The sequence below is a fragment of the Cupriavidus alkaliphilus genome, assembly GCF_014191175.1.
Classification (GTDB): Bacteria; Pseudomonadota; Gammaproteobacteria; order Burkholderiales; family Burkholderiaceae; genus Cupriavidus; species Cupriavidus alkaliphilus.
This window is the reverse complement of sequence record NZ_JACHWE010000001.1, coordinates 1,324,146-1,338,649: the sequence shown is the minus strand read 5'-3', so window position 1 is coordinate 1,338,649 and position 14,504 is coordinate 1,324,146. Positions and strand designations below refer to the sequence as shown.

14 protein-coding genes are annotated in these 14,504 nt (G+C 61.7%); 11 read left to right on the top strand and 3 right to left on the bottom strand.

The window, feature by feature from the left end:
* Positions 1 to 21 precede the first annotated feature (21 nt).
* Together FHX60_RS06315 and FHX60_RS06310 are read right to left on the bottom strand one after the other, a co-directional pair.
* Positions 22 to 1,350 (bottom strand): mechanosensitive ion channel family protein, encoded by a 1,329-nt coding sequence (locus tag FHX60_RS06315; protein ID WP_092318213.1) that lies wholly within the window; start codon positions 1,348 to 1,350, stop codon positions 22 to 24.
* Between the two features lie 82 nt (positions 1,351 to 1,432).
* A complete protein-coding gene (locus FHX60_RS06310) occupies positions 1,433 to 1,750 on the bottom strand; it encodes a DMT family transporter (protein ID WP_025586332.1) in 318 nt (105 codons plus the stop codon).
* Positions 1,751 to 1,871: 121 nt separating this feature from the next.
* Between FHX60_RS06310 and FHX60_RS06305 the strand changes: the two genes are divergently transcribed.
* The 9 genes from FHX60_RS06305 (at position 1,872) to FHX60_RS06265 (ending at position 11,066) form a co-directional block, all read left to right on the top strand.
* Positions 1,872 to 2,780, top strand: a complete 909-nt coding sequence (locus tag FHX60_RS06305) for a LysR family transcriptional regulator (protein ID WP_183282777.1) — start codon at positions 1,872 to 1,874, stop codon at positions 2,778 to 2,780.
* Positions 2,781 to 3,275: 495 nt separating this feature from the next.
* Positions 3,276 to 3,881, top strand: a complete 606-nt coding sequence (locus FHX60_RS06300) for an NUDIX hydrolase (RefSeq protein ID WP_183282776.1) — start codon at positions 3,276 to 3,278, stop codon at positions 3,879 to 3,881.
* Positions 3,882 to 3,910: 29 nt separating this feature from the next.
* Positions 3,911 to 4,633 carry a sugar phosphate nucleotidyltransferase gene (locus FHX60_RS06295; RefSeq protein WP_183282775.1) on the top strand — a complete coding sequence of 241 codons (723 nt, stop codon included), beginning with the start codon at positions 3,911 to 3,913 and terminating at the stop codon, positions 4,631 to 4,633.
* Positions 4,630 to 5,610 (top strand): NAD-dependent epimerase/dehydratase family protein, encoded by a 981-nt coding sequence (locus FHX60_RS06290; protein ID WP_183282774.1) that lies wholly within the window; start codon positions 4,630 to 4,632, stop codon positions 5,608 to 5,610. Before FHX60_RS06295 ends, FHX60_RS06290 begins: the two co-directional genes overlap by 4 nt.
* Positions 5,597 to 6,775 (top strand): aminotransferase class I/II-fold pyridoxal phosphate-dependent enzyme, encoded by a 1,179-nt coding sequence (locus FHX60_RS06285; protein ID WP_183282773.1) that lies wholly within the window; start codon positions 5,597 to 5,599, stop codon positions 6,773 to 6,775. Before FHX60_RS06290 ends, FHX60_RS06285 begins: the two co-directional genes overlap by 14 nt.
* Complete coding sequence (locus FHX60_RS06280; protein WP_183282772.1) at positions 6,772 to 7,785, top strand: hypothetical protein; 1,014 nt, start codon at positions 6,772 to 6,774, stop codon at positions 7,783 to 7,785. Before FHX60_RS06285 ends, FHX60_RS06280 begins: the two co-directional genes overlap by 4 nt.
* Before the next feature lie 34 nt (positions 7,786 to 7,819).
* Entirely contained in the window at positions 7,820 to 8,716 is an 897-nt protein-coding gene (locus FHX60_RS06275; RefSeq protein WP_183282771.1) for a hypothetical protein, read from the top strand.
* Positions 8,706 to 10,052 carry an MATE family efflux transporter gene (locus FHX60_RS06270; RefSeq protein WP_183282770.1) on the top strand — a complete coding sequence of 449 codons (1,347 nt, stop codon included), beginning with the start codon at positions 8,706 to 8,708 and terminating at the stop codon, positions 10,050 to 10,052. Before FHX60_RS06275 ends, FHX60_RS06270 begins: the two co-directional genes overlap by 11 nt.
* A 27-nt stretch (positions 10,053 to 10,079) precedes the next feature.
* Complete coding sequence (locus FHX60_RS06265; protein ID WP_183282769.1) at positions 10,080 to 11,066, top strand: NADPH:quinone oxidoreductase family protein; 987 nt, start codon at positions 10,080 to 10,082, stop codon at positions 11,064 to 11,066.
* A gap of 563 nt (positions 11,067 to 11,629) precedes the next feature.
* Here FHX60_RS06265 and FHX60_RS06260 read toward each other — a convergent pair.
* Positions 11,630 to 12,853, bottom strand: coding sequence for an HD-GYP domain-containing protein (locus FHX60_RS06260; protein ID WP_183282768.1), 1,224 nt, complete (start codon positions 12,851 to 12,853; stop codon positions 11,630 to 11,632).
* Positions 12,854 to 13,076: 223 nt separating this feature from the next.
* Here FHX60_RS06260 and FHX60_RS06255 point away from each other — a divergent pair, with 223 nt between their 5' ends.
* A complete protein-coding gene (locus tag FHX60_RS06255) occupies positions 13,077 to 13,370 on the top strand; it encodes a putative quinol monooxygenase (protein ID WP_092318219.1) in 294 nt (97 codons plus the stop codon).
* A 132-nt stretch (positions 13,371 to 13,502) separates the two neighbouring features.
* Positions 13,503 to 14,504 (top strand): cysteine synthase A, encoded by a 1,002-nt coding sequence (locus tag FHX60_RS06250; RefSeq protein ID WP_112777438.1) that lies wholly within the window; start codon positions 13,503 to 13,505, stop codon positions 14,502 to 14,504.

Sequence of the window (14,504 nt, the reverse complement as noted above, 5' to 3'; positions counted from 1 at the left end):
CTACATGCCGCTACATCCCCGCTACATCGGATGGCTGCCCGCGGCGGCGCCGTTGGCCGGGGCATGCTGGACCGCCTGTGCGGCCGCCACCTGCGCCGCGGCCAGCACCGGCGCGATGCGCACGCCGTTCAGGTCGGCGCCCGACGGCGCCTGGTACAGCCGCAGCCCCAGTTCCGGCAGGATCGCCAGCAGGTGGTCGAACACATCGCCCTGGATGCGCTCGTAGTCCATCCACGCGGTGAGCGCGGTGAAGCAGTAGATCTCGACCGGGATGCCCTGCGAATCGGGCTCCATCATGCGCACGTTCAGCAGCAGGTCGTGGTGGATCTCGGGGTGCGCCTTCAGGTAGGCGATGCCATAGGCGCGGAAGGTGCCGATATTGGTCAGCCGGCGCCGGTTGACCGGGTCGTTGCCGGCGGCGATCAGCAGCCGGTTGGCCTCGTCGACCTCGCGCTGCTTTTCTTCCAGGTAGTCGTGCAGCAGGCGAAAGCGCATCAGCGCGTGGACCTCGCGGTCTTCGAGGAAGCGCACGCTGCCGGCATCGAGCCGCAACGTGCGCTTGATCCGGCGCGCGCCGGATTCGAACATCTGGCGGTAGTTGCGATAGCTTTCCGAGAACAGCTTGTAGGTCGGCACCGTGGTCACGGTGTTGTCCCAGTTCTGCACCTTGACCGTATGCAGCGCGATGTCCTTGACGTAGCCGTCGGCGTTGCACTGGGGCATTTCGATCCAGTCGCCGATGCGCAGCATGTCGTTGGAAGTCAGCTGCGTGCTCGCGACCAGCGACAGCAGTGTGTCCTTGAACACCAGCAGCAGCACTGCCGACAAGGCCCCCAGGCCGGACAGCATCCACAGCGGCGAGCGGTTGATCAGGATCGACAGCACCAGCACGGCACACACCAGCCCCAACCCCAGCCGGCCCACCTGGATATAGCCCTTGATCGAGCGCGTCTGTGCCCGGCGGCTGCTGGCGTACACGTCCTGCCAGGCGCCCAGCACGCCGCCCAGCATCAGGAAGAAGCACACCCACAGGCTGGCATGCGCGAGGCGCTCGATCGCCAGCGCATAGCGGCCCATGTGCGGCACTTCGCCAATGCCGACGGTGATCACGGCAAAGCCCACCGCGTAGCCGAAACGCCGGTAGGCGCGATGGCGCGTCAGCGCCGTGCTCCACGGGGTCTTGCCCCACACCTTCAGCAGCCGGTGGGCGATGCGCGACATCACATGGCCGAACAGCCATTGCGCCAGCGCGGCGATCAGGCACAGCGCGACCAGGTACAGCGCGATCTGCGCCCACGGGTGGGCGGGAATACGTTGCTGGAACAGCTCCAGCAGGGCATCGAAATTCATGGCGGGGGCGACTCCGGCCTTTGACTAGGCCAGATAGTGTACCGAACGCGCCCGCCATCCCTGCATGCCATGCGGATGCGGGCTAGGCCGGCAGCAACTTCAACCCGCCGATGCCGACGAAGATCAGCCCGATCAGCACCAGCCGCAGCGGCGACGCGCTCTCGCCCAGAAACAGGATGCCGATCAGCGTCACGCCGATCGCGCCGATGCCGGTCCAGATCGCGTAGGCCGTCCCCACCGGCAGGTGCCGCAGCGCCGCGCTGAGCAGGTAGATGCTGGCCAGCGCGGCGCCGATGCCCAGCGCCGTCGGGCCCAGGCGGGTCCAGCCGTCGGTATGTTTCAGCGCCAGCGCCATCACGATCTCGATCAGCCCGGCCAGCACCAGCAGCGTCCACGCCATCGCCATGTTTTCCTCCCTGAGCCCGGTGCGCGCCGGCAACCATTGCCGGCCACGCCCAGCCACTGTAGGCTGTGCGGATCCGCACGGGAACTGGCCAATCGTGCAAAAGGATTATGCAAACATGCAGGAAGCAGACTGGGACGACCTGAAATACTTCCTCGCCGTCAGCCAATCTGGCTCGCTGGCCGGCGCCGCGCGCGTCCTGCACGTCAACCACTCGACGGTGCTGCGCCGCCTGGCGCGGCTGGAAGACACCCTCGGCACGCTGCTGTTCGAGCGCCATGCCACCGGCTACGCCATGACCCCGGCCGGCGAGGCGCTGGCGCAACGGCTGGCCGGGGTGGGCGAACAGATCGATGCGGCGCAGCGCCAGCTGTCCGGCCTCGACCGCCAGCTGAGCGGGCCGTTGCGCGTGACCACCACCGACACACTGCTGGGCGCGCTGCTGATGCCGCTGTTTGCCGAATTTCGCGCGCTGCATCCGCGCATCCAGCTGCAGCTGGTCGTCAACAACAGCTTTCTCAGCCTGAGCCGGCGCGAGGCCGACGTGGCCATCCGCCCGGCCAATGCGCCGCCGGAGTACCTGGTGGGCCGCCGCATCGGCCGGCTCCAGACAGCGCCGTACGCGGCGCGCAGCTACCTGCAGCAACTCGGGCTGTCGGCCACGGCGGACAGCCCCGCGCTGGCGGACTGGCCGGCCTATGACTGGGTGGTGCCGGACGAAGCGCTGTCGCACCTGGCCCAGGCGCGCTGGATACGCGAGCACGTGCCGGAGCCGCGCCGCGCGGTCAGCGCCGACAGCCTGGTGGCGATGGCGGACGCGGTCCGGCATGGCATGGGCGCCGGCATGCTGCTGTGCCTGCTGGCCGGGGACGATCCGGCGCTGGTGCGGCTGGCGCCGCCCGATGCCGCCATGGACACCGACCTGTGGGTGCTGACCCACCCCGACCTGCGGCACAGCGCGCGCGTGCGGGTGCTGGGGGATTTCCTGCATGAGCGGCTCAGAGAAGGGAGATGGCTGGCGGGATGACGCTCGCCGCGCAATGCGCCGTAGACCGTCTTAGACGTGCTGTCAACTCGCGGCCCGTTGGACAACACCTCCTCAGTCCTAACGCGCTCGTCGGCGATCACCGCCCAGTCCTGGCTTGAAAGGCATCACCCTCGGCAAAACGTAGTGAAAAACAGTCGCCACGACCCGACGAGCGCGCTTACGCCTATTGATCGAACGCGGCGACGCGATCATAGGAATCGGTGAAATCTAGGGCACAGAGATCCGCATGGATCTGTTTGAACATGCGCTGTTGCCTGCGCGGCTCGTTGGGCGATGCCAATGGCCCCCCCAAACGAGGGGGCATTGTATTGAAGTGGCAAATTCAATACATTGACAATATTTAAATCGCTACTGATTTTTTTTACTTGCGGCCTTTGCCATGGCCGCAAACAATCAGAAATACCCGACGATTAAATCAACGCCCATCCCATTTCGGATTCAACTCCATGGCCCATGCCATTCTTAGGAGGATTGATGATTAAAAAATGGAATATCTTGGCCAGCGATGATCTCATAAAGGACGAGTGGATTCACCTTAGGCGCCATCGCTGCCTAAGGTCCGACGGATCCATTGTCGATCCCTATTACATAATTGGCGGACGGGACTGGGTCAACATAATGCCGGTAACTCGGACTGGTCTCGTCTATTTGATACGTGAATACCGGCATGGTTTTGGCGAGATACTGATGGGCTTGCCAGGTGGACTGATCGACGAAGGGGAATCGCGCGCTGCCGCCGCCGTCAGAGAACTGCGGGAAGAAACCGGCTTGGCAGCATGTTCTCCCCTTCTTTTGACCGGAGCGATGGTTGTTAATCCATCAACGCATTCGAACATGGGTTACAGCTTCCTGACGCTCGTAACAGCGCCCCAAGAACCTCTGGTAGCAAGCCTCGAACCGGATATCGAGGTAGTCACGTACAGTCTGGAGGAGCTATTAGATATTGTTCTAAGTGGCTCCGAAGTGCTTTCCGGCTATGACGCGGCCTCGATCCTAAGAGGTCTTTTTTCGCTACGAAAATTCCCGGATTTTGAATTTGACATTTTGTCGAGGCTGAGTGAAAGAGAATACGTGAGTTAAAACGAATCCCAACGTAGAGGGCGCAGAGCATGTGGACAACATTAATTGTCGCGGGTGGATTTGGTACCAGGTTGAGTCCGTTCACGAAAGTCATACCAAAACCGCTCATGCCTATAGGAGACCATAGCCTCTTGGAGCGGCATATCAGTGCTCTGGCAAGAGCCGGTTCGCAGGATATCTTTATTGCCGTCCACTACTGCGCAGACCTCTTCGGAAGCATCGTAGGAGCGCTGGCGGCACGATATGGGGTGAATATCCAGCTTCTGCTGGAACCGGAACCCAGAGGCACATTCGGGTCGGCCCTGGCACTATGCCACGAATTGATCGACTGCAAAGAATGCAAGCCGCTGATGGTACTGAACGGAGACATCGCATCAGATCTGGACCTTATCGATTTTCATCGATTCCACATGGCCAGCGGCGCCGACTTCTCAGTCGCGGTGAATGACTACATATACAGAGTGCCATATGGCGTGGTGGAATCGCACGACTCTCGGATGCTGGGAGTTAGGGAAAAACCCACCGTTCCATTCCCGGTTCTCGCCGGGTACTACCTGATGCAGCCATCGATCGGCTCACTTCTGGGCTCCTTGGGCACTGGCGAAGTAGGTGTCGACAAGGTTCTCTCATCGCTACTGGAACGCGGATCGCATGTGGCGACCTATCAGCATCATGGAAAATGGATCGATGCAGGCACCATTGAAGACCTGCACCGGGCCAATGAGCTTTTCTCGGAGAGGGGAATGGCATGAGCAAAGGGAAACGGGTTCTCGTCACTGGTGCGGCCGGATACATTGGAAGCGGCGTCTGCCGTAGGCTGCTGAGTGAAGGATTTGACGTCATCGGCATGGACAGCCTGATGTACGGGGCAACGGGTCTACTGCCGCTCTTGGTGACGCCGCGATTCACCTTTGTCCGGCTCGATATCAGGAAATTCGAACGGCTCCAAGAGCAGCTAAATCAGATCCGTCCATTTGCTGTGGTTCATCTGGCGGCCATTGTTGGAGACCCCGCCTGCAAGAAGATGCCGGAGGTCGCCTGGCAGACAAATCTGGCCGCCACCAAGGCACTGTTCGGCGCAGCCTCGGAAAACGACGCCAGTCGCTTCATCTTCGCGTCGACCTGCAGCAACTATGGTATGAGTGATTCGGTGGCCTTGCTCAGCGAAGACAATGCACTAAATCCACTGTCGCTCTACGCGGAAACGAAAGTTGAGGCCGAGCACTGGCTGATCGAAAATACAGCCACACTCGAAACCTATATCCTGCGTTTTGGAACGGCGCATGGACTATCGGCGCGGATGCGCTTTGACCTGACGGTCAACGAATTTGCACGGGCCATCGCCATGGACACGCCGTTCGATGTCTACGATTCCGAAACGTGGCGACCGTATTGCCATGTCAATGACTTTGCCGAGCTGATTTGCGGCATTTGCAGCGATACCACTGTTCGCACCGGCGCCAACGTTTTCAATGTTGGATCGGACGAGGAAAACTATCGAAAGATTGACCTGATCAATGCGATTGCCCAGGCAACGGGCCGGACCGCGCGCTTCTCCGATACCGGCAAAGGCGCGGACCGCAGGAACTACCGGGTGAGTTTCGCCAGGATCGTTGAGGAACTGAAATTCATGCCGCGATATGGCGTCGCGTACTCCGCCCGACAGATCAGCGAAGCCTTGAGACTTGGCCTCCTTCCTTCCCATGAGGCTCACTATGCAAACGTTTGAGGACAGGAGCATCGACAACTATGCCCCGCTCCTGAATGGGCGCGAGCGGGACTATGTTCTACACGCCATCGAATCCGGCTGGGTGTCGTACGGCGGCCGGTACGTAAAGGAGTTCGAGACGTTGCTCGCACAAACGTTTGGTTGTGCCGACGCGGTGACAGTCGCGAGCGGTACCTGCGCCTTGCAACTGGCATTCGAGCTTGCCGGTGAGCGAGATACCGAGATCCTGATTCCCGCGTTGACGTTTGCGGCGCCAGCCAGTGCCGCGGTACGGGCGGGTATGCATCCCGTCTTTATAGACCTGAATCCACAGACGTGGCAGATCGACGATGAGCTGCTCGCGGCGTTTCTGGAAGAACGATGCGTGCGCCGAGACGGCCGCGTCGTCAATACAGCTTCTGGGAGGCTGGTCTCCTCGATCTGCCTCGTACATCTTTGGGGTGACCTCGCAAGGTTGGATCGCATTCACGCGCTAGCCAGGCAATGGAATCTGGTGGTCATTCACGATGCCGCGCAATGCTTGGGCGCCTGCTACAAGGGAATGCCGCTCGGCGCCTCCGTGCCCGACGATCGAGCCGATCAGATCATCTTCACAACTAGCTTCAACGCCAACAAGATCATCACGACGGGGGCCGGAGGCGCACTGATCGCCAAATCGCAATCGCTCTGTCGCAAGGCACGCCATCTTTCGTCGACGGCCAAGGCCGATACGATGTCATTTTTTCATGACGATTATGGATTGAACTTCCGCATGAGCAACATCAATGCCGCCATAGGTGTTGCCCAGATGGAGCTGCTGTTCGACCGCATTCATCGAAAGCAAAAACTCTACGAATACTACGCTACAGCCATCCAGAAGCGAATGGATGGTGTGCGGCTTGCACAACGCACGCCTGAGTCAGCCGGCGTTTTCTGGATGACATGCATCGAGCTGCCGCAGCCGTCCAGATCCGTCATCGAAAAACTGGTGGCACAACACATCATGGTGCGTCCAGTCTGGATTCCCCTTCCGCAGCTTCCTGTCTATTCGCGCTTTCAGTACTATCAGCACGACGCGTTCTCCACACACCTGCATGAGCACGCCATTATGCTGCCCTCGGGGCCGGGCATTACCGAAGCACAGGTGGACCGCGTTGTATCCGCGCTGGCGGAGGCGTGCAGATGACGTATCAGGGCTATTTTTTCAACTACGCCAGCTGTGTGGAAGAACGCCGGTACTGCCAATCGCCGCACACGACATTGCGCGAACTCCGCGCGCACGCGGGTCTGCTTCAGCCGCTCACGGACTGGTACGAGGACACCTATCGCCGCGCTGTCTTCGAAGAAGTGGCAAAGCCTCGGCTGCTGGACCCGTCTGACTTGGCGAACATACGCACCGCGAGGGTCACACAATTGGTACTGTTTCTCTGTGCTGCCATGGTGATGCGGCAACACGGAGCGCCAACGCATGTCGCGGGATACTCTCTCGGCTATGGCGCAGCGTTTGCGCTGTCAGGCGCGCTGACGTTTCCGACTTTTGTGCACGATGTTTTCAGCGCGAATTTTCCGTATGCAGAGGACAACCATGCGGCACTTCAGGAAGATAGGCTGCGCTCCTGCATCCTCTATGACCCAACGGAATCCGCCTTTGGCTGCACCGTTGCCGGTGCCATCCGGCACCATTTTCCCGAAGTAGTCGTCAAAGACGACCGCCCCCCATACTGCATGCAGGTTGTTGCCCCCAAGACGGTACTGGGCGCGCTTCGTGCATGGGTATTCCGCTCTTTCCCAGCGTCTGCCTCGCACTCCACAAGGATGATCAGAAGCGATGCTGCCCATCTCTACCCTGACAGATACTCGGCCGTGAAGGCAGCATTCCGACAGGCACCCTACGGCAAACCGAGTCTGGACATTGTCACGCACCAGCACGGCGTCCTTCGCCAAGGGCAATTGCCAGAAGATGGTGGCGGCGTGCTTTTCGACGCGGTCCAGGCGCCGCTCTCGATGCGGCGAGTCGTCGATGGCCTCGTGGCCTATCGCGGGCCACTAATCATGTTTGGATCTGCCAGGACGGCAGATTTTGTCTTCTTCGGTTTAGGCAGCAAGGCATTGAACCGGCCGGTCCTTGACTGGGAGCAAGCGCTGCTGCAACGCGACACACCGATTCTCATGGCTAGCCCCGCCGACTGGCGATAGTCGTTCGGACATATTGCAAGGACACAGACTTCCCATGTTGAAGCAGATCGAAAGTGGATCGTATTCTTCCGGCAACCAACCGTCCGAGGACGTTTGCGGCTATGTGGCCGATGACACGTCCGTGCACGCCTGGGTCATCGACGGCGCTACTGGAATTTCTCCATCCTTGATGCTGACGCCCAATCACTCCGACGCCGAATGGTACGCGCTCCGGATTAACTGGCACTTGCATCGCTCGATCGTGTGCAATGGTACAACGCACGATTCGAATGCGCTTCTCGCGTCTGCCATTGACGCTGCGAATGCTGACTGTCGTGCATTGATCAAGGATCGCGCTGCCGATGCGCACCTTTTGCCCTCTGCCTCGGTGATCCTAGCAAAGGTTCAACGGCATTCGGTAGGCCACTTGGTTTCCTTTGCCAAACTCGGGGATTGCTGCGGCGTGTTACGGACGGGAGCTGCATCGGCTCATATCGTGGAATCCACGCTCGGACCATCGTTTGATCTGGAATTCGATGCACTCGCTGCGCGCCTCGCACAGACGCCTGGAGACGACGAACGGCGAAGCGCTGTCCTGACTGATATTTCGGGACGCCTGCTCGTCAGGCGCAAGATGATGAACCAGCCAGGGGGCTATGCCATCGCGGCGCCAAACTGGGACCCCTCCACTCTTGCGTTCGAATCGTTCCATTCCATCGAACCGCCATCGCTAATGTTGTTGAGTGATGGCGCTGCCAGGCTGATCGACAAATATCGCGCCTGTACCCTTGAAGACGCGCTGGACGAAGTCTTCAGGATCGGGGTGTCGGGACTCGTAAGCAAGGTCCGCGAAATCGAGCGCGACGATCCTGCCTGCCAGTCGTGGCCGAGATTGAAAGCCTCCGACGACGCCACGATTGTCGCACTTCAGGTCGGCGCACATGTTCCGTGAAGCCCGCCGGATCGCCTGGCTGGCTGCCCCGACCCTCGGGATGCAGCTTACTGCCATTGGCATGATGAGCATCGACTCTGTCATGGCGGGGCGCTACGGAACCTCGGATCTAGCCGCCATCGGTATCGGCAGCTCCATCTACGTGGCCTTGCTGGTTGTCCTGACAGGAATCGCCAATGGCATCACACCCGTCGCTGCGCAACTCTGGGGGAGCGGTGCGACAACCGAACTGCGCGCCGTGCTATCGACTGGCATGGTCCTCTCCATCGGATGTGCCCTGCTTTCCTACCCCCTGCTCATGATGTGCCTCGCCATGCTGGTCGACACCGACCCGGTAACTAGGTGCAAGACCGACTCATTTCTCCGCGTTCTCTGCATTGGCTTGCCTGCCCTCCTGGCTTACCGGTTGCTGTTTGCGATGGAAGCGGCAACTGGACGTCCCGCAGCGTTCATGTGGATCAATGTTGCGGGCCTGATACTGAAAGTGCCGCTGAATTTCGCCCTGATGCAGGCGACCATCGACGACACGGGCGAAAACCTGGGAGTGGTAGGCTGTGCTGCCTCGTCCGCGATCATTGCTTGGGCGAGCTTGGCCGTCTGCTGCCATATGCTGCGGCGCAGCAACACCCTGGTAGGAATTCGTCGCCGCCAAGACCTCAGGATCTCATTGACGGCGCTAAAGCTTGTCCTGCAGGCCACGATCCCAGTCTCTGCGGTTCAGTTCGTTGAAATCGTGTCATTTTCCGGCATGGCCATCCTGATCGCCAGAGCGGGATCCAATGCGTCTGCTGCACATCAGATTGCGGCCAACGTTGCCACGCTCGTCTTCATGTTGCCGTTATCTGTCGGCATTGCGTCGAGTGCGCTGATTGCCAGATCCGCCGGAGCCAGCGCATTTTCCGAGGAATTGTCGACATTCAGGACAGGGCTGTTGATGGTCTGCTCTCTGGCGGCAGCAACAACGGTGGGCCTGCTGCTGGGACGGAGCGCAATTGCCGCGTTGTTCACGACCGACGCGGATGTGGCAGCCCTGGCTTCCAGGATGCTCTTCTGGGTAGCTGCCAGCCAGATGGCAGATGCCATCCAGATCTATTTCTGCGTGGTGCTTCGCTCCTACCGCATAGCATGGCTGGCAGTCGCCGTGGCTGTGGTGTTGCGCTGTGTTCTCGGACTGGGCCTGGGCACATGGATCGCTTTCCGCCTGGATGGCTTCGGCGCTGTCGGGGTATGGATAGGCGGATTTATCGCGCTGTGCGCGGCAGCCCTTGCGCTCGGCGCAATCTTTCATCGAAAGATTGGATCCCGGCGACGACTTGCGATGGAAGTGGCGCGCTAACGTTCCGACAACCGAGGGGCATCTAACATGCGAGCTGCATACTGCGAACGAATTGGCGAAGCGCTCCTGGTCGGCGATCTTCCGGACGCACCGCTAATGAAGGGCCAGGTACGCGTGGATACGTATGCCGCGGGCCTGAATTTTGCTGATCTACTGCTTCTGCACGGAACCTATCAGGAAAAGCCAAAATCCTTCCCGTTCGTTCCGGGATTGGAAGCGGCGGGTGTTGTCGTTGAAGTATGCCCCACAGTTACCGATGTTCGCCCGGGTGACAGGGTTATGATAGGTATGCAGTTTGGTGGCTATGCCGACCAAGCAGTGGTGGATGCAAGTTCGGTCTACCCCATTCCCGACAACATGGGTTTTATCGAAGCGGCTGCACTGGGAATTGCCTATGGCACGGCGATCGGAGCGTTGAAATGGCGGGCACGGCTTGACGCCGGGGAAACCGTTTTGGTGCTTGGAGCAAGCGGTGGTGCTGGCCTTGCCGCGGTACAGGTGGCAAAGGCGACTGGGGCAAAAGTCGTAGCCGTCGCCAGCACAGAGGCACGCGCTGATTTTGCTGTAACGCATGGCGGCGCCGATCTGGGATTGACCTATAGCCATCCAGACTGGAAGCGAGCTATCCGTGAGTCGCTTGCTGTTGAAGGCGTAGATGTCGTCTTCGATCCTGTGGGTGGCGATTTCACTCAGCTGGCGATTCGATGTTGTCAGGCAGAAGCACGATACGTCGTCATTGGATTTGCCTGTGGCGAACTTCCGGAGATCCGACCCAATATCTTCCTGGTGAAAAACCTCGATCTTATCGGGTTCTATCGGGGTTACTACAGAAGTCGGTTTCCCTCGAGGGTCGCTGACGGCTTTTCTGAGATCTTCGCATGGTACCGCCAGGGAAGAATCCGCGTTCACGTGGATCGGGTGTTCCCGCTCGCCAAGGCGACCGATGCACTGGACGCCATTGCCCAGCGACGCGCACGGGGCAAGGTCGTATTACAGACGAGGGGAAAGGAATGACGGCAGATATCCGATCTCGGGAACCGGTGGACCTTCGCGACGTACTCGCCACAGCGCTTGGCGATCCCGAGCGACTGCTCCAGATTTCGTACCTCACCATCTCGGACACCAATCGACAGTGGCTGACGGCCGATGATGTCTCTAAGCTCTGCGCCTCGCGCAGAATTATTTCAGGGCATCTTTGCCATATCAGCGAAGACGTCCTGGTCGTCGCGTTCTCGTACCGACGCTCGCCCAGCGGAAGGCTGTGGTGGTCCGAGGTTCGAGTGCTTCCGCGAAGGCTCATCGTATCCATAGATGCATGTGAGAGCGCCAGCCCAAACGACTGGCAATTCAAAGACGATTACGAACCGCTAGGATTCTAGAGCGGGTGTACGTCGTAAATTGAAGTTGGCTGTGTCCAATGCAGAGATGAGCTTTCCTATCCTCGTACTATCATTTTGTTGCGAAACTCCCACTTCGTCGAAATGTCCCGAAATGCGTCAACATAGCGGGGTTAAGCTGCGTCAGGTAACGGTAAGAGTCGTGACAACTTAAATGCGCACTACGTCGGCGGGACCGTCTCATGCCGCCGGCGCATACATCTCCAGCAACTGCTCATCGGTAAAGCCCCACTCCGCCGCGTTTTCGAACGCCACCACGGTCTCGTCGCCATGGCGCAGGTCGATCAGCTCGGTCGGCACCGGCCGCGACTGCGACACCGAGTAGAACGCCATCACCTTGGGCCGCAGCGGATCGGCGTCATGCTGCGCGCACACCACCGCCAGCCGGTTGGAGCGCAGCCGCAGCACGGTACCGAGCGGATAGATGCCGACGGTGCGCGAGAAGGCCTTGAACACGCGCCGGTCGAACAGCGTGTCGACGCGCACCGCCATGTATTCCATGGCGCGGGCCGGCGACCATGGCTGGTGCCCGGGGTGGCTGGCGGTGAGCGCGTCATAGGTATCGCAGATCGCGCCGATCCGGGCGTGCACGCTCAGTTCGCGCCCGACTAGGCCGAAGGGGAAGCCGCGCCCGTCGACGCGCTCATGGTGGTGGACGCAGACATCGAGCGGGATATTGGAATAGAGCCGGGCGTCGTTGAGGATGCGATAGCCCGCCGACGGATGGCGGCGGTAGGCCTCCTCCTGCTCGGGTGTGCGCTCGCCGGCGCGGAGGCTGGCGGCGCCGGGCACGGCCAGCTTGCCGATGTCATGCACCAGGCCGGCCAGGCCCAGCTCGCGCACCTCGTCGTCGGGCAGGCCGAGGGTGCGGCCGACCGCGATCATCAGCGCGCAGACCGCGAAGGCATGCAGGTAGTTGTCGTCGCCGCGCGCCTTGAGCCGCACCAGAGCCAGCAGCGCCTGCCCATGGCGCGACAGCGAGCGCGAGGCCGCGTCGACCAGCAGCAGCGCACCGCTGACCTCCAGCGCCCGCCCCATGCGCACGTCGGCAAACATCGAGCCGATCACGGCCTTGCCGGACTGCAGCAGTTCGCGCGCATGCACGATCTCGGCCTCGAGCGTGGTGGCTGGCGCCGCGTCAGCCGACGCATCGGCGCCAGGCGCAGGCTGGGCCGCGGCGATGGCCGGGGCCGCGCTGGCCTGCTCTTCCGGCGTCGGCAGATTGCGGCCCTTCAGGATATCGATCCAGACTTCGCGCACGCCCGCCGACCGGATCTGCCGTACCTGCTCCTCGCTGGCGACCAGGAAGCGCGCGCGCCAGAACGGGTGGCTGATCCAGGGCCCGCCCAGCCTGGCGACGAACATCCCGACCTGCAGTTGCTCCGACCCAATGCGTCTCAGCATGCGCCAACCCCTCGGATGATGGTTTTCTTGTTGTCGCCCCGGCTATCGGCAGCGGCGGGCATAACTTGAGCGGTCACGGCGGCAGGAACCGCGCCGCGCACCCTTGTCAAGCGCCGCCAAAATGCCCGGACGGCGCCGTCGGGCATTGCCGGCGGCGGCCATGGCCGCCGCTACAATGGCTGGCCCAGTGCTCACAGACGCCAGCCAGTCGCCCCCGTTCACCATGTCCGGAACGTACACGCTAGTCGGCATCGCCCGTGCCAAGACCCACCGCCGCGACGCCCTGGTCTCCCAGCTCACCGCGCTGCGCTCGCGCGGGCTGACCGAGCCCGGCTGCCTGGACTACCACGTCGGGCAGGATGCCGAGGACGCGCGGGTGTTCGTCATCTACATGGTCTGGGACTCCAAGCGCGCGCTCGAATCGCACCTGAACCGCCCGTATATGCGCGATTTCCACGCCGCGCGCGCGGACTTTGTCGAGGGCGATTTCAGCTTCCGCTGGCTCAACGCGGCCTGAGCCCGCCGTCTCGACGCCAGCCCCGGCGCAAGGCGCCATCCCGGTCACTTCCCGCCCTGCCCGCTTGTCATTGCCGCCGCACCGATCTATCACTCAAGGTGACGCCCGCGACGGTCGCGGCAGGAGTGCACCATGGAAGTCAGGGATGGATTTGCCGGCACCATCGGCCACACGCCGCTGATCCGGCTGGCCGGCCTGAGCGCCGACACCGGCTGCGACATCTACGGCAAGGCGGAATTCCTCAATCCCGGCGGCTCGGTCAAGGACCGCGCGGCGCTCTACATCATCCGCGACGCCGAGCGGCGCGGGCTGCTGAAGCCAGGCGGCACGGTGATCGAAGGCACCGCGGGCAATACCGGCATCGGTCTGGCCCATCTGTGCGCGGCACGCGGCTACCGCTGCATCGTGGTGATACCCGACACCCAATCCCCGGAAAAGATGGAACGGCTGCGCATGCTGGGCGCCGAGGTGCGCGCGGTGCCGGCCAAGCCCTACGCCGATCCCGACAATTACCAGAAGATCGCCGGCCGGCTGGCCGACGAGACCGACAACGCGATCTGGGCCAACCAGTTCGACAACCTCGCCAACCGCCAGGCCCACTACGAGACCACCGGCCCCGAGATCTGGCAGGCCACCGCCGGCCATATCGACGCCTTCACCTGCGCCACCGGCACCGGCGGCTCGCTGGCGGGCATCGCGCGCTGCCTGAAGGAACACAAGCCGGGCGTGCGCATCGTGCTGGCCGATCCGCACGGCAGCGGCCTGTACCACTTCGTCAAGCACCGCGAGGTCAAGGCCGAAGGCAGCTCGATCACCGAAGGCATCGGCTCCAGCCGCGTCACCGCCAACCTGCAGGACACGCCGATCGACGATGCCGTGCGCGTCGACGACCAGACCTGCGTCGACATGGTCTACCGGCTGCTGCGCGAGGAAGGACTGTTCGTGGGCGGGTCATCCGGCATCAACGTCGGCGCCGCGGTGGCGCTGGCGCGCGAGATGGGGCCGGGGCACACCATCGTGACGCTGCTGTGCGACCGTGGCGACCTGTATATGGGGCGGCTGTTCAATGAACAGTGGCTGCAGGGCAAGGGGCTGCAGCCGATTCCGTTCCGCCGTGCCAGCCCCGCCGGATAA